Annotated in this window: 21 protein-coding genes; 9 read left to right on the plus strand and 12 right to left on the minus strand. The window is 39.7% G+C overall.

The window, feature by feature from the left end; all coding sequences use genetic code 11:
• Both AC1M9A_RS06950 and tusA read right to left on the minus strand, forming a co-directional pair.
• Positions 1-835 (minus strand): phage late control D family protein (locus tag AC1M9A_RS06950; protein ID WP_481609929.1); only part of this gene is annotated, 835 nt, incomplete at its 3' end.
• 107 nt (positions 836-942) lie between these two features.
• The gene (tusA, locus tag AC1M9A_RS06955; protein WP_481609930.1) at positions 943-1,200 is read right to left on the minus strand and encodes a sulfurtransferase TusA; all 258 of its coding nucleotides are present in this window, start codon (positions 1,198-1,200) and stop codon (positions 943-945) included.
• Between the two features lie 200 nt (positions 1,201-1,400).
• On the opposite strand from tusA, the gene AC1M9A_RS06960 reads away from it, so the two are divergent.
• Both AC1M9A_RS06960 and lnt read left to right on the plus strand, forming a co-directional pair.
• A complete protein-coding gene (locus AC1M9A_RS06960; RefSeq protein ID WP_092767211.1) occupies positions 1,401-2,240 on the plus strand; it encodes an HlyC/CorC family transporter in 840 nt (279 codons plus the stop codon).
• Positions 2,237-3,796, plus strand: a complete 1,560-nt coding sequence (gene lnt, locus AC1M9A_RS06965; RefSeq protein WP_481609931.1) for an apolipoprotein N-acyltransferase — start codon at positions 2,237-2,239, stop codon at positions 3,794-3,796. Before AC1M9A_RS06960 ends, lnt begins: the two co-directional genes overlap by 4 nt.
• A gap of 63 nt (positions 3,797-3,859) precedes the next feature.
• On the opposite strand, the gene AC1M9A_RS06970 is transcribed toward lnt, so the two are convergent.
• The 3 genes from AC1M9A_RS06970 to gspF form a co-directional block, all read right to left on the minus strand.
• Positions 3,860-4,192, minus strand: a complete 333-nt coding sequence (locus AC1M9A_RS06970; protein WP_035264069.1) for a hypothetical protein — start codon at positions 4,190-4,192, stop codon at positions 3,860-3,862.
• 281 nt (positions 4,193-4,473) lie between these two features.
• On the minus strand, positions 4,474-4,911 hold the full coding sequence (gene gspG, locus AC1M9A_RS06975; RefSeq protein ID WP_035264112.1) for a type II secretion system major pseudopilin GspG: 438 nt from the start codon (positions 4,909-4,911) through the stop codon (positions 4,474-4,476).
• Between the two features lie 46 nt (positions 4,912-4,957).
• Complete coding sequence (gene gspF / locus AC1M9A_RS06980; RefSeq protein ID WP_035264068.1) at positions 4,958-6,163, minus strand: type II secretion system inner membrane protein GspF; 1,206 nt, start codon at positions 6,161-6,163, stop codon at positions 4,958-4,960.
• A 152-nt stretch (positions 6,164-6,315) separates the two neighbouring features.
• Here gspF and AC1M9A_RS06985 point away from each other — a divergent pair, with 152 nt between their 5' ends.
• The 6 genes from AC1M9A_RS06985 to AC1M9A_RS07010 all read left to right on the plus strand — a co-directional run bounded on the left by AC1M9A_RS06985 (position 6,316) and on the right by AC1M9A_RS07010 (position 13,195).
• Positions 6,316-8,538, plus strand: a complete 2,223-nt coding sequence (locus tag AC1M9A_RS06985) for a primosomal protein N' (protein WP_481609932.1) — start codon at positions 6,316-6,318, stop codon at positions 8,536-8,538.
• A 110-nt stretch (positions 8,539-8,648) separates the two neighbouring features.
• Positions 8,649-10,529, plus strand: coding sequence for a monovalent cation:proton antiporter-2 (CPA2) family protein (locus AC1M9A_RS06990; RefSeq protein WP_481609933.1), 1,881 nt, complete (start codon positions 8,649-8,651; stop codon positions 10,527-10,529).
• A 50-nt stretch (positions 10,530-10,579) separates the two neighbouring features.
• Positions 10,580-11,455 (plus strand): Hsp33 family molecular chaperone HslO, encoded by an 876-nt coding sequence (gene hslO, locus AC1M9A_RS06995; RefSeq protein ID WP_092767221.1) that lies wholly within the window; start codon positions 10,580-10,582, stop codon positions 11,453-11,455.
• A 153-nt stretch (positions 11,456-11,608) separates the two neighbouring features.
• The gene (locus AC1M9A_RS07000; RefSeq protein WP_481609934.1) at positions 11,609-12,532 is read left to right on the plus strand and encodes a DnaJ C-terminal domain-containing protein; all 924 of its coding nucleotides are present in this window, start codon (positions 11,609-11,611) and stop codon (positions 12,530-12,532) included.
• Positions 12,529-12,855, plus strand: a complete 327-nt coding sequence (locus AC1M9A_RS07005) for a chaperone modulator CbpM (RefSeq protein WP_179998835.1) — start codon at positions 12,529-12,531, stop codon at positions 12,853-12,855. The genes AC1M9A_RS07000 and AC1M9A_RS07005 overlap by 4 nt, the downstream gene beginning before the upstream one ends.
• A gap of 76 nt (positions 12,856-12,931) precedes the next feature.
• Positions 12,932-13,195 (plus strand): HP1242/YdcH family protein, encoded by a 264-nt coding sequence (locus AC1M9A_RS07010; protein ID WP_035264053.1) that lies wholly within the window; start codon positions 12,932-12,934, stop codon positions 13,193-13,195.
• Between the two features lie 82 nt (positions 13,196-13,277).
• On the opposite strand, the gene AC1M9A_RS07015 is transcribed toward AC1M9A_RS07010, so the two are convergent.
• The 3 genes from AC1M9A_RS07015 to rpsO form a co-directional block, all read right to left on the minus strand.
• Positions 13,278-14,510 (minus strand): magnesium transporter CorA family protein, encoded by a 1,233-nt coding sequence (locus AC1M9A_RS07015; protein ID WP_481609935.1) that lies wholly within the window; start codon positions 14,508-14,510, stop codon positions 13,278-13,280.
• Positions 14,511-14,616: 106 nt separating this feature from the next.
• Positions 14,617-16,704, minus strand: coding sequence for a polyribonucleotide nucleotidyltransferase (pnp, locus tag AC1M9A_RS07020; RefSeq protein WP_481609972.1), 2,088 nt, complete (start codon positions 16,702-16,704; stop codon positions 14,617-14,619).
• A 242-nt stretch (positions 16,705-16,946) separates the two neighbouring features.
• Positions 16,947-17,216 (minus strand): 30S ribosomal protein S15, encoded by a 270-nt coding sequence (gene rpsO / locus AC1M9A_RS07025; protein ID WP_035264047.1) that lies wholly within the window; start codon positions 17,214-17,216, stop codon positions 16,947-16,949.
• 249 nt (positions 17,217-17,465) lie between these two features.
• On the opposite strand from rpsO, the gene AC1M9A_RS07030 reads away from it, so the two are divergent.
• Positions 17,466-18,761 carry a serine hydrolase domain-containing protein gene (locus AC1M9A_RS07030; RefSeq protein WP_092767411.1) on the plus strand — a complete coding sequence of 432 codons (1,296 nt, stop codon included), beginning with the start codon at positions 17,466-17,468 and terminating at the stop codon, positions 18,759-18,761.
• A gap of 64 nt (positions 18,762-18,825) precedes the next feature.
• Here AC1M9A_RS07030 and AC1M9A_RS07035 read toward each other — a convergent pair whose 3' ends face one another.
• The 4 genes from AC1M9A_RS07035 to AC1M9A_RS07050 form a co-directional block, all read right to left on the minus strand.
• The gene (locus AC1M9A_RS07035) at positions 18,826-20,292 is read right to left on the minus strand and encodes a S8 family peptidase (RefSeq protein WP_481607853.1); all 1,467 of its coding nucleotides are present in this window, start codon (positions 20,290-20,292) and stop codon (positions 18,826-18,828) included.
• A gap of 43 nt (positions 20,293-20,335) precedes the next feature.
• The gene (locus AC1M9A_RS07040) at positions 20,336-20,623 is read right to left on the minus strand and encodes a hypothetical protein (RefSeq protein WP_035264045.1); all 288 of its coding nucleotides are present in this window, start codon (positions 20,621-20,623) and stop codon (positions 20,336-20,338) included.
• 606 nt (positions 20,624-21,229) lie between these two features.
• The gene (gene recD / locus AC1M9A_RS07045; RefSeq protein ID WP_481609936.1) at positions 21,230-22,999 is read right to left on the minus strand and encodes an exodeoxyribonuclease V subunit alpha; all 1,770 of its coding nucleotides are present in this window, start codon (positions 22,997-22,999) and stop codon (positions 21,230-21,232) included.
• 87 nt (positions 23,000-23,086) lie between these two features.
• Complete coding sequence (locus AC1M9A_RS07050; protein ID WP_481609937.1) at positions 23,087-26,806, minus strand: UvrD-helicase domain-containing protein; 3,720 nt, start codon at positions 26,804-26,806, stop codon at positions 23,087-23,089.
• Between the last annotated feature and the right edge of the window lies 1 nt (position 26,807).

Raw genomic sequence — 26,807 nt, forward strand, 5'->3', positions numbered from 1 at the left:
CTGAGCCTGCGCCTTCTTCTTGTTCGAGGGCTGTGGCTTGCCAGCGTTGTAGGTGGACTGCGGTGGGTTGTAGGCTACGTTGTCCGATAAAGCTGGTGATGCTATCAAATTGTTCTGTCGCATCACTACGGTGGTAGCGAATGTTGCGTCGGTTAAGGGCTTGGTATTGGCTGTTGTCGTCAATCAGGCGGAGCTTTTGTGCTTCAATCGGGCTGTTGTTGCTCGGTACAATCGGTTGGGCTTCATCAATGAGCCAGTTAATGCCTTCACTGCGTAGTAAGCGAGTCAGAAAGTCGTAGTCGCTTTCGTTGCTTTGCATGATGAAGGGTCGGATGTCGTATTGTTGTTGTAATCCACTGTGGTCTAGGCTGAGGCTAGAGGCAAAGAGTGGGCTTTTGTTTTGCCATTCTTCAAAGAGGATTTCCACCACTTCGACCACGGATTTGTTCATAAATACGCGGCTGTTGCGGCGTTTGTGCCAAAGTGAGGTTGCATCGTTAAGCGTGAGTTTGTAGAGGGTCAGTGCCCCATCGCTTTGTCCTTGTGAGGCTTCGGTGATGATGCCTGTAGTTCTAAACAGGGTGCCTTGATCGGTGACTTGATCGACGGCCACTTGTGTGCCGATGAATTGTTTGAGTGGAATTAAGGCATTGGTCGAGAGACAGACGAGTTCTGCTTGCACGCCTTCGTTAAGGGCATGGCTGCCATCGATGCGTTGTAGGAAGACTTGGCTATTCAGCTGTGAATGACTGAATTGGATGTGGAGGGCTCTGTTTTGGGCAGTTAGACCGAGCTGTTCAATCGTACGCTGAATATTATTGATGAAATTCTTCATGTCAAAATGAGTTAATCATTATTATTTAGATATTCTTAACCCAAATTGTACACGAAAAAATCAATTTTAAACGATATGAATTGTTTCAACCGTTAATTCACGACGGGCTAACCTTTTTTTACCAAATAATGAAATTCTTTGTTCCCATTGTCATCTAAACGTTCTTCTTGCAACAGCAATTCATGACCAAGATGCATACAGAATTTAGGAATATCCCAAGAAGTTGAATTATCTGTTGCAAATACTTCCACCACATCACCAGACTTAGATTTACGAATGGCTTGATGTAACATCATCACCGGTTCTGGACAACGTAAACCACGAGTATTCAACAGGATTTGAGGTTGAACTTGAGAATCAGACATTCAATATCGCCCTAAAAAGATTGGGCGATTATTTTATCATAATTCAATCTTTTCACTCCCAAATTCAGAAAAAGACTCCAAATACAGTGGTCTATGATCAAATAGATCATTAGGAATCAAAATTTTACCAATAGACAAGCGTATTTTCTTCGGTATGATTAAAACTTATTTTTTCAATTGAAGAGTCTTTAGGAAAGATCATGCAAGAGGAATCAGGTACATCGTGGGGTATGCGTGGCTTACGCAAATGGTTAGGCACAGCCCCAGAAACCCGAGATGAACTGTTAAAAATTGTACAAGATTCACGTCGACTACTCGAACCAGATACAGTAGCGATGCTCGAGGGAATCTTTGACCTTCCAGCGACTAAAATTCGTGAAGTCATGACTCCACGAACTTCAATGGTCAGCTTACAAGAAGATGATGAGTTATTGGATATTCTTGATGTTCTCATCGAGTCAGCGCACTCACGTTTCCCTGTATTTTCAACAGATCAACCTGATAACGTCATTGGTATCCTTTTGGCAAAGGACCTCTTACCTTTCTTAAAAGATCGTGATTCGAAAGTAAATGTACATTCGCTGATGCGCCAACCGATTTTTGTGCCTGAAAGCGCGCGTTCTGATCAAGTGCTCCGAATGCTAAAAAACACTCAAACACATATTGCGATTGTGATTGATGAGTACGGTTCTACTTCGGGTTTAGTAACACTTGAGGATATTCTTGAAGAAATTGTGGGTGAAATTGAAGATGAACATGACAATGTCGATGAAGAAGCCAATTTTATTGTTCCAGATCAAACCAGCAACAGCAGTAACACGTGGTTAGTTCAAGCACTTACACCAATTGAACATTTTAACAATGTTTTAAATGCTGAATTTTCCGATGATGAAGTGGAAACTGTGGGTGGACTATTACTGCAAGAAATTGGTTTAGTCAGCGATCTTCAAGGACAAGTGATTGAATTGGGAGATTGGGAATTTACCATTGTGGAAGCAGATGTCCGTACTATTCATCTGATTCGAGCTGTGCGTAAATGAGAGCCTATTTTCAAAAATTATTGAGTCCTTCAGAAAAACAAAAATCATTACCTTTCATTTACCCACTCCTTATTGCTTTAACAGCAGGTGCGACTTTTAGTCTCGCACTTGCGCCTTTTTATTGGTGGTGGCTGGCAATATTATCGCCAGCATTGCTATATGCCACACTCAGTAAGCGAAATCCTAAACAAGCATTCCTCATCGGTTGGGCTTACGGTTTTGGTTTATGGTTTGTTGGTGCATTCTGGTTATACACCTCTATCCATGTGTATGGTGATACATCTGCATTTTTAAGTGTCATCATGATTGCGATTATGGCCTTGGTGATGGGGCTATTTACAGCAATACAAACTTGGATATATCGTCGATTCTTTCCAGAAACACCACTTACTTTTGCCCCTTTATGGGTATTCTTTGAATGGGCAAAAACTTGGGTATTTACTGGTTTCCCTTGGTTATTTGCAGGTTATGCTTTTACCGAGCGTTTCTTAGATAGCTATGCACCTTTATTTGGTGTATTTGCAGTTTCTTTCGTGGTCATTCTCATTGCATCTGCACTTGTTGAACTCCTACGAAAACGCTACTTTTGGGCTATTCCAGTTTCAATTGTATTGCTAGGTGCATGGGGCGCATCCTATTTAACTTTTGTAGAAGAAAAAAAATCAGCACCGCTGAGCGTTTCTTTAATCCAAGGTAATATTCCTCAAGATTTAAAGTGGTTAACTGAGTATCAAGTAAAGACACTTGAAATCTATGCACAATTAACGCGATCAGAATGGGGACGTGACTTGGTGGTTTGGCCTGAATCATCTATCCCAATGTTTCAATCAGATATTGAACCATTTTTAGATGCAATGGATCAGCAAGCCAAAAGTACCAACACAGCTTGGGTAACAGGCATTCCTTATTGGGATTTAAATGAATCTAAGGCATTGGGTTATCCGCGTTATTACAACTCCATGATGGCATCTGGTGATGAAGCTACAGGCTTATATAAAAAACAGCGTCTCGTTCCTTTTGGTGAATATATTCCGCTGTCTGGCCTGTTAAGTTGGGTGTTACCTGCGCTTCAAAATGATCCTTCAATGAGCGGTTTTTCACGTGGTCCGCAGGATCAAGCTCCTTTTTCAATTCACAACCACAAATTAGCTGCTGCAATTTGTTATGAGGTTGCCTATCCGAACCTAACCCGACGCAATGCACTAAATAGTGATTTCCTCGTCACCGTTTCAAATGATGCGTGGTTTACGGGTACGGCTGGTCCGTGGCAACATTTACAAATGGTACAAATGCGAGCAAAAGAAAATGGACGCTGGTTTATTCGTGCAACCAATACAGGTGTGACTGCTTTTATCAACCACAAAGGGGAAATCGTCAGCCAAGCCCCAATTGATCAAAAAGCGGTTCTTCGTGGTGATCTACCTGCAATGGAAGGGCAAACTTGGTATACGAGATTCAGTGATTGGCCAATATTGGGATTGTCATTGATTTTATTGGTGATGGGTTGGTACTTTAGACCACGTGTTGTCGATGTCAGTTTTAAATCTCGTCGATAACACTTGGTTCAAATCAAATATACGTTCTATATCAAAAAAACCGAGCAAATATGCTCGGTTTTTTTAAATTTGTGTTGTGAGGTAAGACAGCATTGCCATCAAACTCAACATCGGAATAGATCGATAAATTTTAATCAGCAGCGCTTCAAATGTTGAAGATACATCAGACAGCGTCAAAACAGATGCTTTAAGTGCACTATAAAAACTTAAAATCGTAATCGCACTAAATACACTAATCGCCAGAAACCCGATCATGATTTGACTGCTTGCATCTGCATTTGACCAAAGATCAATAAATAGATGACTGATAGGCAATAAGCTCAAAATAAGCAGTGCAGACTTGAGCACAGTCCAATGAAATAAATTGATTTCATCTGACAATATTAATGCTTTCATCATTCCCCCTTATTATCAAGCTAAGCTGTTGGCTCCATTATGCAGGGAAAAATTAAAATAAAAAGCCTAATTTTCTTCATATTTTCTGTTTCTTGTAACCATTAAATATGGGAATAATTCTTATTATAAATCTCAAAAACCAATTATTTATAAAAATTATAATTATCAAAAACTTAACCAGATAAAATCAAATAATAAAGATTATCACTTCACTCAATATTTATTAATTCGATTAAGTGAAGTGATTAATACCATGAATAGTTTTTAATAATGATTGTCATTTATGGTGTGTAAAAGATATCAGCATCATTTCCTTCGCCACCCTGCTTTCCATCTGCACCGAATGAATAAAGATCATATGCACGACCTTCCGAACCGGGAATCACATATTGTAAATCATTATCCCAACTATCTTTAGGATAACCACCCTTCACATAACCACCAGGTAACCAATTTTTTGCTGAAACTGGTTGATTGACCAAAGCATCCAAGCCACCATCTTGCATGGATGGATATTGGTTGTTGTCTAATTTGTATTGATCTAATGCACCTGCAACACCTTTCAGCGTAATGATTGTGGTATCAACCTTCGCTTTCTCACCACGACCCATGACATTAGGCACAATCAGTGCTGCAAGCACACCTAAAATCACAATCACTACCATCACTTCGATCAGGGTAAAACCAGATTGTTTTCGCATTTTCATCTTGTTTCGCATGTTTTCACTCGCTATTTCATTCATTATTAGAATTTATTGAATCTGTCTAAATCATATTGTTCATGTTGACGATTGGCAACATGACAGCAATCACGATCACCAATACAATCGCAGCCATTAACACCAACATTAGTGGTTCCAACAACGCCAATAATGTTGAAATCAATGTAGTAACCTCTCGATCTTGCATCGTCGAAGCTCTTTCTAACATTCGATCCAACTCACCCGAGGCTTCACCACTTTTGATCATTTGCACCATCATCGGTGGAAAATAACCACAGCGTTCAAGTTGCGTCGCCAAATTTCCACCCTCTGTGACCTTTTCAGCCGCGACATTGACTGCATCTCGAATAACCCAATTGCTACTTACTGCTGCACCAATTTTCAACGCGTCGACCAAAGGAACACCAGATTGCGTTAAGATAGATAAGGTACTTGAAAAGCGGGCGGCATTAATACCTCGTGATAGTTTTCCAAATAATGGCAACTTCAACGTGAGACGATCAAAAGCATAATGCCCTGCGGCAGTCCTTAAAAAACGCACCAATAGAAAGAATCCCAACGCCGATGCAACCAATACAAATGGCCAAGCTTGACGTATAAAATCACTAGCTTTCATTAAAGCAACCGTAATCCAAGGTAGCGCATCTTTACTTTGGTCAAAAGTTTTAACGATATCTGGTACTACATAGGTCATGAGTCCCATTACGATACCGAAAGACATCAACATCAAAATAATAGGATAAATCATTGCACCTTGAATCTTCTTTTGCATCGCAAAGCGATTTTCAGTGTAATCAGCCAATTGATCGAGAATAAGATCTAAGTGTCCTGATCGCTCACCAGCAGCAATCGTTGCAATATAAAGTTCAGGGAATCTGCCAGATTGTTGCATCCCTTGAGCCAAGGAATGACCTTCTAAAACCTTTGATCTTACAGATAACATCAAATTTTGCACGTGAGCTTTTTCGCTTTGTTTGGCAACTGCTCTTAATGCTTCCTCAAGTGGGATCCCCGCAGCAACTAATACGGATAATTGGCGAGTCATCAAAGCTAAGTCATAAGCTGTAAATTTTTTTTGAAAAAAACCACCAGTTCGATGCTTGTCTTTTTGTTCTACAGCATCAACTTGTACTGGAATCCATTGTTTATCCCGAAGCTGTTGTCGAATCTGTCGGGCTGAATCACCTTCTAGCACACCCTTTTGCTGCTTTCCTGAAGCATCGATGGCAGTATATTGATATGCGGGCATGATAATGCTCTAATTTTCCTAATTATGATGTCTTAAGAGTTGCCTTAGACCGTTCTCTTCATTCATATTGATCACTTGCAACAACTTGAACACTCTATCACAAGCATTGGTTATCCACGATAAGTTTTCACCATATTGATTGACGACTATATATGACAAATATTTCAGAATTAAGCCAAATTGTTTATCGAGTGCGCATCGCGGTGCCAGTTTATCTATATGATTGTTTTGATTATGAAGTTTCAGCAGAACAATACCAAACTATACACATAGGTTGCCGTGTTCTTGTTTCGTTTGGTCGTCAAAACTTAGTCGGAATCGTACTTGAAAAGATCGCACCGGAAACGCCATTAGATCCGAAAATCAAACTGAAATCCATCACTGAAATCTTGGATCTGCAACCCATACTCAATGCTACGATCATTCAACTCGCGCAGTGGTCTGCCCAATATTATCAATTCCCCATCGGGGAAGTCATGCATACCACTTTGCCTACATTTTTAAGGCAAGGTAAACCCTATAATTTATTAGCTCACTCTTGGAAAGTTTTAAATTTAGACGCTGAAAAGAAAGTGGCTCGATCTTTAAAACAACAAGAGGCTTATAAAATTTTAAAGCTACACCCTCAAGGGACTGCCGAGACGATACTGAATTTGAGTGGTGTGGAAACATCAACATTAAAAGCGCTTGAAAAGAAAGAAATCGTCGAATGCAAATTGATTCAGCAGGACTTTAGTCCTGAACCTGTACAGCTGGCTCAAATGCCATTGACTGCAAATGATGATCAAAAAAAAGCAATTCAATCCATTTTAAAAGCACAAAATCACTATCAAGCATTTTTACTCGATGGTTTAACTGGAAGCGGAAAAACTGAAGTTTATTTGCAAGTCATGCAAGAGGTTTTACAAAAAGGTCAGCAAGTATTGGTACTGGTACCAGAAATTGGCTTAACCCCTCAAACTATCAGTCGATTTCAATCTCGCTTTCACTGCAATATTGTCTTGTTGCATTCCGGACTGAATGACACAAAGCGCCTCCAAGCTTGGCAATATGCTCAAACAGGGAAGGCCTCCATTATTCTTGGTACACGCTCTGCGATTTACACCCCCATGCCAAATTTAGGGCTCATTATCTTAGATGAGGAGCATGACCTGTCATTCAAACAACAAGAAGGTTTTCGCTACCATGCACGTGATGTTGCTCTCTATCGCGCTTATTTAGAGCAATGCCCCATTGTCCTTGGCTCAGCAACACCAAGTATTGACTCATATCATTTGGTGGAGCAAAAAAAATTAACGATTCTGAAACTCGATGAACGTGCCGCAGGTGCAAGCTTACCTAAAATTCATTTAATTGATCTAAAGATTGCTCAAAAACAGCATGGTATAAGCGAACAACTCATTAAAGAAATTCAAAAAAGACTCAATCAAGAAGAACAGGTACTGATCTTTTTAAACAGACGTGGTTATGCACCTGTCCTGATCTGCGAAAGCTGTGGATGGCAAGCCAATTGTCCCCATTGTGATGCACATTTTACGCTTCATAAAAAACCATATGAGCACCTGCATTGCCATCACTGTGGGACAATTAATCGACTGCCTGATCAATGCCCCTCTTGTCAGCAACACACCTTGAAGCCTATTGGAATGGGCACGGCAAAAGTTGAAGAGAATTTACAACTTTTATTTCCAGACTTTCCTGTGGTCAGAGTAGATCGTGATTCCACGAGCCGTGTCGGGAGTTGGCAAAAAATTTACGAGCAAATTCATCAAAGTAAACCGATGATTTTACTTGGTACGCAAATGTTAGCCAAAGGTCATCACTTTCCGTATGTAACCTTAGTTGCAATCTTAGATATTGATAGTGGCCTACTCAGTGTTGATTTCAGAGCAACGGAACGAACAGCCCAATTGATTGTTCAAGTTGCAGGTCGTGCAGGACGAGGTGAAAAAAAAGGTGAGGTTTATCTACAAACTTTACGACCTGATCACCCTCTACTCAACACGCTCATTAATAAAGACTATCGTGCTTTTGCTCGTGAAACACTTCATGATCGTCAAGCTGCTTTACTCCCTCCAATGCGCTATGCAGCATTAATACGTTGTGAATCGCGTAGTCAGGAAGAAAATCTCAATTTTTTAACCAATATGACACAATCGCTCCAACAACATACTGGTGAGCTGATTGAGATTTGGGGTCCAATTCCTGCGCCAATGGAGCGAAAGGCTGGGCGTTATCAGGCACATGTGGTTTTATTGTCATCAGATCGTGCAAAAATGCATTTCTATATACGAGAATGGTGGCCATTCGTGCTTCAACAAAAACCTTCAACGATGAAGCTCAGTATTGATATAGATCCTCAAGAGCTAAGCTAATCATGAATAGAGTTAAATTATCAAAGTCGAAGACATGAATTAAATTTACACAGCTAAAGCAGACACGATTACAATTTCATCAGTCCAACATTCCACTTTAGGGAAGGCCAATGCCATTGTTGTTACAAATCACAATTTTTCTAGCTGCCGCATTAATTTTTGTTCCGCTCGGAAAAAAAATTGGTATTGCGACAGTCTTAGGTTATTTGTTTACAGGAATATTACTTGGTCCAAGTGCATTGAATGTGACCAATGATGCCGAAACATTAATGAAATTAGCTGAGTACGGCGTGATTTTTTTGATGTTCTTAATCGGCCTAGAATTACGCCCTCAGCGCTTGTGGAATATGCGTCACTCTATATTTGTGATTGGAAGTGCTCAAGTCTTGATCACAGGTATAATTCTTGTCGCAACCATTTGGCTGTTCTTCCAACAGCATCTTGCTGCTAGTGTCGTAATTGGTCTTGCCCTTGCTTTATCATCTACAGCATTTGTCATGCAATTACTTGCAGAAAAGCAGCAGCTGAATACCGCGCATGGTCAGCAATCTTTCTCTATTTTACTGTTTCAAGATATTGCCGCTATTCCTTTACTCGCCCTGATTCCCCTACTCGCGGGAAATCAGTCTACACATCATGGTATTGCTTATTTTGCCGCTGTTGTTGCAACGTTTACTGGCTTATTTTTATTTAGTCGCTATGTGATGCGACCATTTTTTAGATTCATTGTACAGAGTGGTGCAACGGAACTCATTACGGCTGCTGGACTCTTTATTGTTTTAGCGGTTGTTCTGTTTATGGATATGCTCGGATTAAGCACCACGCTCGGTGCTTTTCTGACAGGTGTATTACTCGCGGATTCTGAGTTTCGCCATGAACTGGAATCGAGCATTCAACCCTTCAAAGGGTTATTACTCGGTTTATTCTTTATGAGCGTAGGCATGATGACACCGATTGATCTCCTCGTAGATCAGCCGCTATTCATTTTTGGTGGGGCATTCGTGCTGATCATCATAAAAATATTAAGCATGGTTGCAATCGCGCGATATTTTAAATTTCAATGCAAAACCAGTGTATTGATTGCCATTTGTCTTGCTCAAGGAGGAGAATTTGCTTATGTGATCTTAGCTGTTGCGAATACCGAAGGTTTAATTACTCAAGCAGTGTTATCCCCTACGATTCTGATCATTGCAATTTCGATGGCACTCACCCCTGTCATTTTCTGGCTTGCACAACGATGGCTCATTCCATATCTTGATCGAAAGACTGATAGCGCTGAAGATGTCCCATTACCAGACACTCATTCAACATTAATCATTGCAGGTTTTGGACGCGTCGGACAAATAGTGGCGCGCGTTGCTTATCTCAATCATGTCAGCTTTACAGCCATTGATAATAATTTAGAAAAAATTGATTTTGTGAGAAAGTACGGTGGTAAAATTTATTATGGAGACGCCTCCTCCCCTGATTTATTGAGATCTGCAGGCATCGAGCATGCTAAGGCATTTGTACTTGCTGTAGACGATGTGGAAATGTCGATGAATATTGCTCGCCATTTAAGTTTGAATTATCCAACGCTCAAACTCATCGTCCGTGCCCGTGATCGACATCATATGCATTTACTTAAAGACTTAGGCATTGAGCATATTTGGCGTGAAACTTTTCTATCTTCACTCGGTATGGCATTTCGCACCTTAACCGCGTTAGGTTTAAGTCAAGAACATGCTCAACATAGTATTGAAATATTTAGAGACTATGATGAGCGTCTATTAGCTGAGCAACAACGCATCTATACGGATGATCAAAAAGTCTTTGAAAGCTATCGAAATTTCTTAGCGGAACTCGAACAAATTTTTGAAAATGATGCTCAACAACATCAACCACTTTCAGAAAGTTTAGATGAAACCATTGATTCTGAAGTAAGTTCTATAGAACGACGCGCTAAGCACTCGCAAAACCAAATTAATGTTTGTCGAGATGAAGAATTTTAACTTGTGATTTACAATATCGTCACCATCTAGACAGGGATTTGGAGAATTTTATGTCTGATTTACGTCAACGTTTTTTTATTGATAACAGCCCTGTTCGTGGTGAAGTCGTACATCTTGAAGATGCGCTTAAAACAATTTTAGCGCAACGCGCCTATGCACCTGCGATTCAAATTTTATTGGGCGAAATGCTCAGTGCGACTGCATTGTTGGCCAGCACACTTAAAATTAAGGGACGTATTAGCCTCCAAATTCAAGCTTCTGGCACCTTAAAATGGGCTATGGCTGAATGTAATCACCTCGGTGAAGTACGCGGATTAGCTGAATATGAAGCTGATCCACGTTTTGAAGAAGCATCAGACAGCAGCATCGTTCTGAAAACTTTGGTCAGTCCAGTTTTATTTATTAATATTGAACCTGAATTTGGCGAACGCTATCAGGGTATCGTGCCTTTAGATCAGCCGAATTTAGCTAAATGCCTCATGCAGTATTATGATTTATCTGCCCAAATCCCAACCAAGATCGTTTTAGCTAGTACTGCTCAACGCGCTGGTGGTCTTTTGATTCAATTATTACCGCGTAACAATGATGAAGAGCAGCAAAAGGTTGATGAAGATATCTGGCCTCGTCTAACCATGCTCACTGAAACCTTAAAAACAGATGAACTTACTGAGCTGGATGCGCAAGAAATTTTGTATCGCTTATATAATGAAGAAGAAGTCAGACTACCTGAAGCTGAACAACTTCAATTTGGCTGTACATGTTCTAAAGAGCGTTGCTCTACAGCATTAATTCAGGTGGGTGCTGAATCTGTGCGTGAAATTTTAGAACAACAGAACCCTATTACCATGGACTGTCAATTCTGTAACACTCAATACAGATTTACTGCTGAAGAAGCTCTTGGTCTATTCGGCGAGCACCTCAGTTAATCCTAAACAGTTCTCTTCGAAAATCAGCAAGTTTTACTTGCTGATTTTTTTTGTTGTAAGAAATTGAAACAATTATTCACCATCTGAACATATTGTAGTCTTCGAAAGTCTGCTCATAATGATTAAAAGTTAATCAACGGTTATTTTTGCTTAATGGCAAATAATTATTATGAGGAACTCGGACTAGATCGCGATGCGAGTCCTGAGGAAATAAAAAAATCATATCGAAAACTGGCTCGGAAATACCATCCCGATATCAGTCAAGCACCTGATGCCGAAAAAAAAATGCAGGCAATTAATACGGCTTATGACACATTAAGTGATCCTTTAAAAAAACAAGAGTACGATCAACAACTCGATCAGTTGAATAGTCAGTCTCCTTTCTCGGATAGTGAAAACCATACAAATCATGAATTTTCTGGCTTTGAAGATTTGTTTGGGCGTTTTGGAACAGGTTTTGGTGGAGGTTATGCACAGCGCTCACACCAATATAAATCCCAGCCGATTCGTGGTGAAGATCAACATGCCAGTATAGAAGTGCCCTTACAAGTCGCTTTTGAAGGTGTCACTCAATCCATCCAATTGCGTATACCCACTTTTAATGCATATGGACAACCTGAAGTTCAGCGAAAAACCCTTGAAATTAGAATCCCCAAAGGAATAAAAAACGGTCAGCAAATTCGACTCAAAGGTCAAGGACAATCCGGTTTATCAGGCGGTGAAAATGGCGACCTTTATATACAAATCCATTATCAAACCACTGACAATATGTATGTCGATGAGGCAGACATTTACTATCACATTAATATTAGTCCTTGGGAAGCTGCTTTAGGCCAAGACATCGAGCTAAAAACCCCCTCTGGAAAGATTAAAGTCAGCATTCCTGAACATACAATTTATGGCAAACAGCTCCGTATTAAAGAAAAAGGGATTCCCTCTTCACCCCCGGGACACCTTTATCTAATCCTGAATATTGTTTATCCAAGAGCAGAATCCCCGCAGCAAAAACAGGCATATGAGCAATTTGCTCAAGCATTTACACATTTCAACCCTCGTGATGAAGGAGGTGAATCATGACAACGATTCAGTACCGAGAAGTGTACAAAAATGGATATTTAGAGGCTGAAATCATTGATGAACAATATATTTTTGATTTAAAGCATTTTGCCCAAGCATGTGGACAAAGTCCTGAATGGGTTTTGCAATTACTTGAATATGAAATTCTACCAGCTCGTTCTGAGCAAAAAATCCATCAATTTTTTGGTGAAGAACTTACTCGAGCACGGAGAGCTTATCGCTTGCAACGGGATTTTGAAGCAAGTCTCCCTGCCGTCGCCATGATGATGGATCTGATAGATGAAGTACAACAATTGCGCAAGCAAGTGAAATACTTCAAATAAAGCAAGCCCACATAAATGCATGTACTGTTACATGCATTTATTTTTTATTGATTAGAATGAAAGGATTAAACCATCAATGAAAGTTAAAGAATGCAATAAAAAGCTGAAAAACCTTTTCCCTGAGTTCCGTGAACTTATTCAGCCTTTAAGAGAAGAAAACCCTCACTTCGCTAAAATTTTCGAGGAACATGAAACGCTAGATCATGAAATTACGCATTTGGAACTAAATCCAGTTAATGTAATTAATGATGATATTGAGTTTCTAAAGCGAAAAAAACTTAAATTAAAAGATGAAATGTATCGTTTGCTCAAACAAGCGCAGACGAACCTTACTCAGTAATTTCAATTTAATATTATAAAATAACGGTGAATCTGGCACTTATCATTCTGACTTAAAGCATAAGTGCCTTATGTGACGTTGACTATTTTAATCGAGTCCAACGTCCCATTTCTCGGAGCGTACCTTTCAATGTTTTTTGAATCGGTTCATACTCCAAAAATGCAAACAAACCGAGTTGTTGCTGCTGGTTTTGTTGAGCCAACAATTCCATCACACTTTTTTCACCGCGCCCGACCATTTGTCTACGATAAAAATACCAAATTAACAAAAGTGTTGTCACACACATGGCTGTGAGCATATACCAAAAGCCATGCGGTAAGTTTAATCCTGGAATAAATTCAAAATTCATTCCGTAAATACCTGTAAGAAGAGTCAGTGGTGCAAATACAGCGGTGATAATTGCTAAAATTCTCATATTTTCATTGGTTTGATTGGCCACTGCTGAAAAGTGCAAATCGATGGCGGCTTGTACTGCATGGTTTAACCGAACACTGTGCTTTTGTATTCTTTCAATATGGCTAATTAAATCATCCATTCGGACGAGCATTAGATTTTGCTTCTCTGCCTTACGTTTAGCTTTAATATGATGATAATTTTCGACAATTTCATCTCTTAATTCTTGTAGGCATTCAACCTGTTCTTCACACAAATTTTCAACTTGTTGAAAAGCGGTGATCTCTTGCAGCAGTTGATTCCATCGATTAAATTTTTGATTTCCTTGTAATAGTTCTCTTTGCCAAAATTCCACACGTTTGGTTAGTGGCACACGTAAACCTAAATAGCCATCCACCATCATATTCAGTAATCTAAGCACAATATCTACAGGGCTCTGTGCTAATTTTCGTGGAATATTTTGTTGCTCTATAGGTCGTGTTTGAATCGCCTGCACTCTTTCAAGATATGTTTCAAATACACAATTACCTCGTTCATGCACTGTGATTAAAACATTTGATGTCATGACAAAACTTACCGGCGTTGTAACAATGTCCGCAGTTTGTTGTTCAGCTGAATGACCATTCTGAATTTGTATGTGGTCATCTGGGGTGATTAATTTTTTAAAGATCAACAAATCATAATCATCCAATGCATCAAATACGCAAGGATGCTCAAGGTTTTGAATATCTTTAAGATGAAATTCGTTCAACAGAATTCCAGTGTTCTCAAAAATATATCGTTGCCACGTCTCTGTATTTTGAATCAATTCGTGGCGTTCAAAACTCAACCATATAAATTCTGCATCAACATCAGTCGATAATTCTTCACTCAGATAAATATACCCGTCACCTTGATGATAATAATAATTAAACTTTTGCATTTTAGTTATTTTTAAATGAGAACATTTTGATCATGCCATAAAAAAAGCCTTGTGTAACACTCGTTTAAACGAAGCACCACACAAGGCTTAGAATTAGCTTAAATGATTAAGCTTGTTCAATTTCTTTCATTGTAAGTTTGATACGACCACGGTTATCAACATCCGCAACTTGTACCTTAACTTCTTGACCTTCAGTAAGAACGTCTGTCACATTCGCAATACGCTCGTTCGAGATTTGTGAAATGTGAAGCAAGCCATCAGTACCAGGAAGGATATTGACGAACGCACCGAATTCAACGATACGAATGACTTTACCTGTGTAAATTGTACCTGGTTCAATTTCTGCTGTAAGCGCTTGGATTTTCGCTACTGCAGCCATTGCCGCTGCTTTAGTTTCACCAAATACACGTACTGTACCGTTATCTTCGATATCGATCGCTGCTTTGGTTTCTTCAGTGATTTGACGAATAGTTGCGCCGCCTTTACCAATCACGTCACGGATCTTATCAGGATTGATGCTGATCACTTGGAATGTTGGTGCGTGCATTGAGATTTCAGGACGAGCACGTGAAATCACTTGATTCATCTCATTCAAGATATGCATACGACCTGCATACGCTTGATTCAATGCAACTTCCATGATCTCTTCAGTAATACCTTCGATCTTGATGTCCATTTGAAGTGCAGTAATACCGTTTGCAGAACCTGCTACTTTAAAGTCCATGTCGCCAAGGTGATCTTCGTCACCTAGAATGTCTGAAAGAACTGCGAAACGTTCACCTTCTTTCACTAGACCCATTGCAATACCTGCAACTGGCGCTTTAAGTGGAACACCTGCATCCATAAGTGATAAAGAAGCACCACACACAGACGCCATCGAAGACGAACCATTCGATTCAGTGATGTCAGATACGATACGAATCACGTACGGGAAGCGATCAGCTGGTGGAAGAACTGCTTGAACACCACGACGTGCCAAACGACCATGACCAATTTCACGACGTTTAGGACCAGATTCACGACCAGTTTCACCTACAGAGTATGCAGGGAAGTTGTAGTGAAGCATGAAGTTATCAGTCTTCGTACCTGCAAGGGTATCCACCATTAATGCATCACGTGTATTACCTAAAGTCGTCGTTACTAACGCTTGAGTTTCACCACGTGTGAACAATGCAGAACCGTGCGCACGATCTAACACGCCAACTTGTACGTCGATTGCACGAACAGTTTTAGTATCACGACCATCAATACGTGGTTTACCTGACAAGATATTGTCACGAACTGTACGATATTTAAGGTCTTCAAATAATTCGTTCACTTCATCAGCAATACCTGTTTCATCATTTTCAGGAACGAATTGCGCAATTGCTTCAGCATGAAGTGCATCAAGTGCTGCATAACGGTCTTGCTTAACCGCAATCGTGTATGCTTCAGAGATTTTCGCTTCAAATGCTTCTTTTAATTTTGCTTGAAGTTCTTCATTTTTAGTTGGTGCAGTCCAAGTAGACTCTGTTGCACCCGCTGCTGCTGCGAATTCTTTGATTGCTTGAATTGCAATTTGCATTTCGTCATGACCAAAAAGAACTGCGCCCAACATTTGGTCTTCAGAAAGTTCTTTCGCTTCTGATTCAACCATAAGTACAGCAGCTTCAGTACCCGCAACGACAAGATCAAGATCAGATTGAGCAAGTTGTTCGTGGCTTGGGTTAAGAACGTATTCACCGTTGATTAAACCGACACGTGCAGCACCAATTGGACCACGGAAAGGTGTACCTGCAATTGCAAGTGCAGCAGAAGTACCTAACATTGCAGCAATGTCAGCTTCCATTGTTTTGTCAGATGATACAACTGTCGCAGTCACTTGGATTTCGTTGTAATAACCTTCTGGGAACAACGGACGAATTGGGCGGTCGATCAAACGTGAAATTAAAGTTTCAGCTTCAGATGCACGGCCTTCACGCTTACCATAACCACCTGGGATACGACCTGCAGCATATTGTTTTTCTTGGTAGTTAACAGTCAATGGGAAAAAGTCTTGACCTGCTTTCGCAGTCGGTTGAGCAACAACAGCAACCAATACAGTCACACCACCCATGGTAATCACTACTGTATTTGCTTGACGCGCCACACGGCCTGTTTCAAGCACAACTTGGTGCTGACCGAATTGGAATTCTTTACGAATAATATTAAACATCGACATGTTCTATTTTTTCCTGATTTTATTCTAGTGGAGACCCCTAAGGTTTGGCATTCACAACACAGGTTTTAAATGACAAAGCTTAGAAGCCGACCTCACTAGAAACACTATTTTTAAACACAAAGAAGGAGCGAAACTATTCGCCCCTTCCCCATGATCTAGTCGAAACTAGATCGCCTTTAGTTTTCAGCAATACAGCATTCAACATGCAATAATCCGAAAATAAAGTTTAAATCGAATTAACGACGTAAACCTAAAGCAGCAATCAAATCGCTGTAACGAGTAGCATCTTTACCTTTAAGGTAGTCAAGAAGCTTACGACGTTGGTTAACCATACGGATAAGACCGCGACGGCTATGGTGGTCGTGTTTGTGCTCTTTGAAGTGACCTTGTAAGTCATTGATTTGAGCAGATAAAAGAGCTACTTGAACTTCTGGTGAACCAGTGTCGTTTTCAGCGCGAGCAAATTTAGCAATGATCTCTGCGCGATCTGCGTTTGTTAAAGCCATTCGATTTCTCCGAGATGCTTATTTAAAAGTATTTGATACAAATCAACGACGCTCTTCAAAGCGGAATTGACTGCCGTGCATCACTACAGCAGCGTGCTATTTTAAAGGAACCCCCCTCAAAAAGCAAAATTATCCGCTCAATAACTTCTGGCAGAAACAATCATCAATTCATGTCGTTAAAGATACTGACTTTTGTTTTTTGGCAGGGCAAACTTGCCTGTTATAAAAACAATGAAACATGGAATGAACGTGAAATTACTCTCTACAAATACGTGCATAGCACCAAAAGACTTAACTACGATCACTCGTCATAAAGACGAAGTTGCGCCAGAACTTGGGGGAATGACGCAACAGCAAATTGATAAAATTTGGCACAGTGTTGAAGCACTTTATCGTACTGGCAATCATCCAATGATCAGTATGTGTTTACGTCGCAAGGGTCAGATATTAATTAATCGCAGTATTGGTTACACAGAACTTGGTCCAAACTATCAAACAGACCCTTCTAAAGTTGCGACACCAGAAACACCGGTCTGTATGTTTTCTGCCTCTAAAATCGTTAATGCCATGTTAGTGCATTTGTTAGATCAACAAGGGAAAATTAACTTACTTGATCCAGTGAGTCGCTATATTCCAGAGTTTGGTGTTAACGGTAAACGACGCGCCACCATATTTCATTTGTTATCACACCGTGGCGGTATTCCTAAAATTGAAACTGAGGTCACTCCAGAGCTTTTATTTGATCGTCAAGGGATCCTGGAGCATCTTTATGCAGCAAAACCGATTGCACCCGTAGGCTCGCAACTCTCTTATCATGCTGTAACTGCTGGATATATTTTAGGAGAATTGGTTGAACGTGTAACAGGACAAGATATTCGTGATTACTTGCACGAACATATTGAAAAACCAATGAATTTACCTTTCTTCAACTATGGTTTAAAACCAGAACTACGTCATTTAGTTGCAAAAAATTATCCAACTGGGATTCACCCTGTCTTGGGGACTGACCTATATCTCAATCGTGTATTAGGCGGAGGACTGCAACTGGCAGTGGATGTCACCAATGATCCCCGTTTTATGGATACCGTCTGCCCTGCAGGAAATATTTACACCAGTGCTGAACAAGCCAATCGTTTTTTTGAAATGTTACTTAATGGTGGTCGTTATCAAGATCAGCAAATTATCAATTCAGAAACGGTCTTCAGAGCAACACTCCCTACATCCAATACAACAATAGACCGTAACCTTTTAGCACCTATGCGTTATGCACTTGGTCCGATGTTAGGCAGTAATCCAATCGGTGTATTTGGCCCAAATACTGGACAAGCTTTTGGTCATCTAGGTTTCTCGAATATTTTATGTTGGGCAGATCCTCAACGGGATATCAGTGTATCGTTCTTAAATACAGGGAAATCTGTGTTAGGCACACATTTAGCCGCTTTAGCAAAAGTGCTATATCAAATATCCAACCAATGCCCAAGTATTCCTAAGGAAAAAAGACGCGCGTTATTTGGAACTGATCAATCTGAAACTGAACGTGTTTAATATCAATGTAAAAAAGGCATCATTTAGATGCCTTTTTTTAAAGTTTTCATCTATTAGCTATTAATTAACCACTACAGATTGTCACAAAAAAGAAAGTACGACAGTTACGTTTTGGTGCTGGCGTTGGTGTTGGCGTAGGAGTTGGCGTCACTACAGGTGGGTCAATAACAGGGGGTTGTGGTGCTGGAGTAGATGGAGCACCATTTAACGCAGCAATTAAATTCAAACGAGGTGTTCGAATTGAGTTACGATGATCCGTAACCAAAGTTCCCGTAGACGTCATACGTGCAACAATTTGATCCAGAGATTCATTCGGGAAAGCATTATTCGCACGTAACACAGCAACAGCACCAGCAATGTGAGGTGCAGCCATTGAAGTACCATCCATTGTATATCCGCCAGCGGTGATACGTGAACCAGGCGCCAATAAAGTTAAATTACGACTCGAGTTACTGAAACACGTTACTTTGTCGCTATAAGTTGCACTGTCAGAGCAATTGCTAAATGCAATCGAACCTACGTTAGCATCATAAACTGCCCCTACACTGACTGCACCCGCAGTACATGCTGGATAGGATATACCACTCAGATGGCCATCATTGCCAGATGCAACTACTGGTAATACCCCATAGCCTCTCAACTTCGAAAAAGAATCTGTAAGTACGGAACTAGTACAAGTTGAGGAATAACTACGTCCATTACCAATGCTTAAGTTTACTGATTTAATGTTTTTGCTTTGGGCATGGTTCGCTACCCAGTTCAAGGCACCAATTATGTCATAATCGGTTGCGCCACCACCAGTTCTAGCTGTACTGCCGGTGAACACATCAAGCATGACAATTTTTGCATCTGGTGCAACTTTAGAAGCAATTGCTGCAACGTTAGTTCCATGTCCATTAACATCTAATTCTAATGTATCGTCTTCTTGAGCAATTTCAATAGAATCCGAAACTTTGCAAGTGGATGATGGTACACCTGGCGCTGTACAATTACCAAAGTCTGAATGGTGGTAATTAATACCTGTATCTAAGATAGCAATTGTTGTCCCTGCACCAGTATAGCCTTGCGCAGCTGCAGGCACTTGACCAATTAATGGTAGACTTTGAGATGCTGTCGTATAAGAAATATTATTTGGATAAATTGCTTTTACATTCGGGTCATTCAATAAGCTTACGAGCGTGTCACGCTTTTGAACGCGATGAAAACTATATGGTAAGGCATTATAATCGCGTAGTAATTGAATACCACCTAAACGCTTAAAGTTCGATTGAATCGATTGCTTCTTTTGAGCAAGATGTTCACGAAGTTGAGCGCGATTATTTTCTAAATGATTAATGTCAATATGATATTCAACGATTAGATCATTTGAACTGTTGTTCAATAATGCCGACAGATTAATACCACCTTTCGACACTTTTTGTTTTGCCTGATTGTTCAATTTAGCGTTAGCTGCTACAGGACTCATTTGAGCCATTGCAGTACCGACCATCAAAACACTCAAACATGCGCTTAATGATAAAGTTTTAAACATAATTGTTCTCCGTTGTTATGTTTTTAGTGCGCAGGGTAAAAAATTACACTTGATTGGCTGGATCAGTTTCTGGATCAATAGGCTTAATCGAAAAATCGCTCTTCGGATCTACTAAATCTGGAGAATCAGTAACAGGCATCTTCTCAGACTCATTTAAATCTTCGACTTGATCTTCGTTAGGCGATATTGGCGTTTGCTGTCCACTCTCAGGAGCAGATAGAGAATCAATCTGAGCGACTGAGGAAGTGTTTTGATCTGCAGGCTTAAAACATTTATACAACCCAAACAGAACAACACTCACCAAAATGATTAAAATTATGAATTTTTTCATGGTTTTTTTGTAAAGTGATAATTTTTACTCACTTTAATAGAATCGTTAAGTCAAAACAAGTATAAAGATGCCTAAAAATTAAGATTGAGATAAACGGTTAAAAAAGACCCTATGACAAGTCATAGGGCCTTTTTTGCGCTGTAGATTCTTATATTTTAGTTATGATTCTGTTATTTATATTTTTATTGTAAGTGCTGCACACACATTTATTATTAATACGGTCCTTGTTCTTAAGGTTTCATTTCCTTATATGACTATTTTGCCAGATTCATTATGCAACACAAGTCGCAGTTTTCTGATCTTTATGTAAGAAATTGCGTACATTATGTAATCAATTTAATCCTATATGTATATAAAAAAGCCCTGTAGTCTCTCCCAAAACTACAAGGCTTAGCGGCTGTAAGTTTCCTCTTTTATCACTTACATCATTGTAAGTTCGCAGTCTCTCGACTATAAATTATTGTAATTATGCGATATTGCTCAACTTTCCGTGTTGAACCTTTTATGCAAGCAATCATCGCAAAAAATTGTACGAAGCTCTATGCGCCAATTTCTCGAATCCTTGTAAGATATTTCCTACAAAGGTTTTCTATTTTCAACCAATCGTTAAATATTAGATATAAATAAAGTGTTTAATTTATTCAATAAACCTGTTTTTCTTATTGTTTTAATGTTTATTGCCTCAAATAAAGCATCAGTATCCACCAATAAACTGACTGCTTTTTTTGCCCTCGTAATCGCGGTATACAATAATTCTTGGCTCAATAGACGTGACGCAAACTCATCTAATACAATTGCAGTGTGTTTAAATTCAGAACCTTGCGACTTATGAATGCTCAGCGCATAACAGGTTTGCATTGACTTTGGTAAACGTGATGCTGGAAACCATTGGTCAAGACTTGGAAAATATACTTCAAATTGATCAGCAAACTGGCGATGTCTGAGACATATCCCAATATCACCATTAGAAAGCCCGAGTTGATAATCGTTATATGTCATCATGACAGGGCGACCAATATACCAAAGGTCGTGTCGTGATATCCGCATGTGCTGAAATAGCTCCCTTTCAATTTCATCATTCAAACGATTCAATCCCAAATGTCCATGTCTCACTGCAGCTAAGATCCTATAATCATCAAATTTTTGGATAATTTCAGCCACATCCTGCTGCTGATATCCATTTCTGACATAAAGGTTGAGTGCTTTAAAGTAATCCGTAAACCCCGAGCTTAATTTAAGGTAATAGGCTTTTAAATCTTGATCTGAATATTCTTTATTCAAATACTCTAGTTGAACAAGATCCTCTTGAAGCTCAGCTAAATTAATCTGTTGGATTTCAGATGCTCTACAAATCTCCTTCTCAAATTTAGCCAATACCTCAACTTTCGAGCTTTGTGGTGAGCATTGATGTGACTGGATGAACCTTGCCAAATCACCGATTTTTGCACCTGCTTTGAATCTTCGACTGGTCACTAAATTGACGTGATGGTCATTAAGCGCTTTTACTTGTTGTAAATCCGCCAATACCATCCCCACATCAACCGAGGCCAACTGCTGTGCATCCCCTAACAAGATCAAACGACATTGGTCTGGAATTGCTTCAAAAAGCATCGTCGCGAGATTGAGATCGAGCATTGAGGCTTCATCAATCACCACCACATCATAGGGTAATGGCTTTTTCAGACTGTATTTAGGTTGAGCGCTATGCCCTAAACCCAGAAGACGGTGAATCGTTAACGTATTTTGCTGCTTTAAGTGGGCAATATCCAAACCCATATTGAGCATTGCATCGTCATTTAATGAGTTTTGCAATGCTTCTTTCATTCGCTGTGCAGCTTTCCCTGTCGGTGCAGCCATTGCGATTCTTAACTGATGATTCGACTCATTTAATACGGCAATAATACGCGCTAGAGTATACGTTTTCCCTGTACCCGGACCACCTGTAATCATACTCAGCGCTTGCCTTGATACTATTTCTAAGGCTTGCTTTTGAAATGGATCGATTAATAATTTTTCATATTTTGTGCAATCTACAGGCACTATCGTTTGCTGCTTTAAACGATAAACTTGTTGAGCTAAACGCTGCTCTAATTGCCAATAGCGATATAAATACAAATAGTTCTGATCATAAACAAAAGGCGCGACCTGTTGTTCTGCAAGCTCTGCGCTCACGAGCAACTTACTCAGATCTTGGATAACCTCCCCTTTCAAATCAATACAACTATCGCCGACAGTAGATGCCATCAGAACTTGTTCAATGGTGTTAATGGATTGTTCATTTAAATCATCTGATGAAAGATACTGATTTAGGATATATTCAGCCCAAGTTGTTACCCATTGAGGAACATCAACTTTTTCATTCTGATTAATTTCCACACAGTTATCCTCATAGTTATCTACACATTTATCATCAATATTATCCACAAGATAAATTAATGATTAATAATAAATTCATTTAAATATTCATGCTATTTTGCTGTTTTTATCCTCAGCAAAATAGCCCAATATTGCATCTAATCTTAGAATAAATTCTGAACTAGGACGCCAATAATTAAATCCATATTGGTCAGTGCCATTCATCCCACGTAAATATAAATAACTGGCACCACCAAGATCTCGATCGATGTTGTAGTCATCAATATGAATACTTAAATAGCGATGTAATGCCACCAAATATAGGGCTGCTTGTAGCCAATAACTTGCATGCGTCATGCTCAGCTGAATAGCTTGAGCTGAATAGTCTTCCACATGATTTCCGAGATAATTACTCTTATAGTCGGCAATGTGATAGCGCTCCCCATCATAATAAACCAAGTCAATTGAACCATTGAGGTAACGTGCTGAATTTGCAGCATTGAATTCGGGCATATTAAGTCCAAACTCTAAAAATAATTGCTGAATACGCTGAATACCAAATATTCGGTCTGCTAAAGCCAAATAGAATGGAAATTCAGCCAAATGTGCTTCAGGTACTAATTGTTTGAGTCGAAATTCAGGTTGAATCGGTGTCTCTAAAACCTCTGCTAACCATTCAGCCATCATTTCTAACAGATGTTGCTCGGTATCATGATGTTGAGGAAAATCTGATTGAAATTTAGCGAATAATTGCTCCCATAAACTCGAATAGGCATTTTTAAAACGGCGGCGAATTTCTAATGTCCAATCTCGGCGATCTTGAAAATCGATATGTTCAAAAATTTCATGTAGGAAATTTCCAGCTAATGTTCCCATCGGAAAATGAGCACGAATCCAACTCAAAGGTTGTTGATGATCCAAATCCTCAAATTGATATGGAGTCACGAGCGTCACAGCATTGACCTCATCACTCGCATGATGTTCAATCATATCTTGAGCCGCCATACGATCTTTAATTTGTTGATGACTCAAATGTTGTGCGAGATAACTAAAACTGGTTTTGGCTCTAGGATAAAAATGAACTTGAGGATATTTCTGCGCAATCATTTGAACAGTATGATGTTCTTTTTTTGCGATTACTTTCTCAGGGCATTGCTCTAAACATGGCTCATCTAAACTGAAAGCATGCTGAAATTGGTTCGCACCATGACCACGCCAAAACGCCAAACCATAAATAGATTGCCCTTTTTGATCACTCATCATTGAATAAACGCGGTGTTGTGCTCGAGTTAAGGCCACATACCATAATCGTCGATGCTCTGCCAAAGCACGTTGGTCATGTTGCTCAACCTCTAATGGTTCCAATAATTCTTCACGCTTTAACGCCACGACACGTTGTGCGACGGACTTTCCAGTTCCATTATCCTGCACTTCACGAATTGAAAAGTTAAGTTCGCTTCGATCTGACAGTTTACGATCTGCGCCAAGCAAGAATACAATCTTAAACTCCAATCCTTTAGATTGGTGAATAGTTAAAAGGTGAACGCCCGCTTGATTACTCAACTGTCTTTCAATTTCCCACTCTCTTTCCATCGGATTTGAAAGCTGCCGCATATACCAATGATAAAGGGTGTGCATACCTCTTAACTCATCACTGTTTTGGCTCAACAACTCTGAAATGTGTCGTAGATTGACCACTTCGCGTTCATTGTCATAGCTGAATTGCTCAACCAAGTTTGTCCAAACTTTGAATTCTGTGAGGAAACTTTGCCATGCTGTTAAAAAGCCTTGGCCCATCCACATTTCACGAATTTCTTCAAATTTCGTGATAAATAAACTTAAGCCATCTGCTTGAATTTGAAGTTGCAAAAAACGATGTAAATTAAAACCCATCAATCGTGTAAGTAAAGCTCTCTTTAATTTAGCTTCATCAAATGGATTTATGATGGCTGTCAAAATTGCACCAACATCTCGAGCAATTCCACTTTTGAAGACACTTTTTCGTGAAGGTCGATTTACAGGAATGCCTAACATCAATAAGTGATGATGAACTTTATCTAAATCAGGATTGTTACGAGACAAAACAGCGATATCATCTGCCTGAAGCTCAATACGTTGCCCCTGCTTTTCGAAATATAGCTGACTTTGGGCAGCCTGATTGAGCAAATCCAGTATCTTCCAAGCAACCTGCTCTAACTCGTGTTCCTTATCAATTACTTGAACCCAACGAAGCGGAGCATAATTTTCTAAACCGGATTGGATCAATAATGGATGCGATCGAGTACCTGCTGTAACAGGCGTATATTCAACTTGTTCACCAAAATCCATTTGTTGTTGAAACAATGCATCGACGACTTCGACCAATGGTTTCACTGAGCGATGATTATGCACAAGTTGGTAAAAACGCCCTGCTTTAGTTTCAACATCTTGATATGCTTTTAGGAACGTGAGCATGTCTCCACCGCGGAAACCGTAGATCGCTTGCTTACGGTCTCCCACCATAATCATACAACCCTGCTTCACACGACTTGGATGTCTCCAAATCTGCGCCAACATATCATCTTGATCTTGGTTGGTATCCTGAAACTCATCCACTAAAATAAGTGGGTAACGCGCGTGAACGTACTTTGCAAACTCCTGACCTTGCGCTCCCTGCAGTGCTTCGGCCAAAGTTCGAATTTGCTGTGAAAATGTGGTTTCTGATTTTTGCTGTAACAACTCTGGCAAACGTTGTTTTACTTGTTGTGCTAAATAATATTGTAAATAACTCTCCAAATGCTCGAGTTGTTGGTTGAGCTTGTCAAACTGTTTAAAAAACTCAGCAAGTTCAACAATAATAGGATGTTGCTCAAATGCCGCCAAAACATCGACGGGACATTTGTTGAGAACTTTTTTTCTTAATTCATTCAACTGACTAAGATGAGTGCTGAGATGCGACGCAAAAATGACTTCAATGCCTTGGGATTTAACTTGATCAAGGAATTCAGGCAACAACTGCGTGAGTGTCATTTTTAATTTATCTTGATCGCGCCACTTCTTTGCGACTACAGCATAATACTGCCCTTCAGGATCATAAAAGTCTGTTAATGAATCTAGCGTTTCAAGCTCGATCTGTATGAAGCGCTCTGCATGAGTTCTGAAAGCGTCTACATCTATGGTCGGCGCTGGCACTGCTTTGAAATAAGCAGAGGAAAAATTCAAACTCGTTTCAATTAAATCGATATAAGCATCTTGTGACTTAATTTTTTTCTTAAGCAGCAAATAATCTACAGTTGATTGAGGCTGCTGTTGAATCCATGCCCGTAATTCATCATGAATTAACTGAACCATATATTGTTTTGCATCATTGGTGATTTGCATTCGTTCAATTTTACCGCTCTCAAATGCAAATTCACGAAGAAGCTTTTGGCTAAAGCTATCCAAGGTCCCAACAAAGAGTTCTTCAAGCTGATCTATCACCAATTTTAAACGTGCACATGCATGTGCAATCAAGCCAGAAAATTGATTTAAAATCACTTGATATAAAATATCTGATTCTAATTTTGCACGCGCCTGAACTTGATCTTGATTTAGCTCACGACATGACTCTAAAAGTCCAAGTACCTCGATTAAACGTGCACGAATTCGACTTTTCAATTCAGCCGCTGCTTTGCGTGTAAATGTCGTCGCAATAATCTGCTTTGGTAAATATTCTTCTAATAAAATTCTGACCATGAGGCTGGAGAGCGTATACGTTTTTCCAGTCCCTGCAGAAGCCTCAATCCAATGCAATCCAGTGAAATGCATATCCACAATTGGCTGATATGAGACTATAGGCTTTTGACTCATA

Source organism: Acinetobacter sp. ANC_7634 (assembly GCF_056779875.1).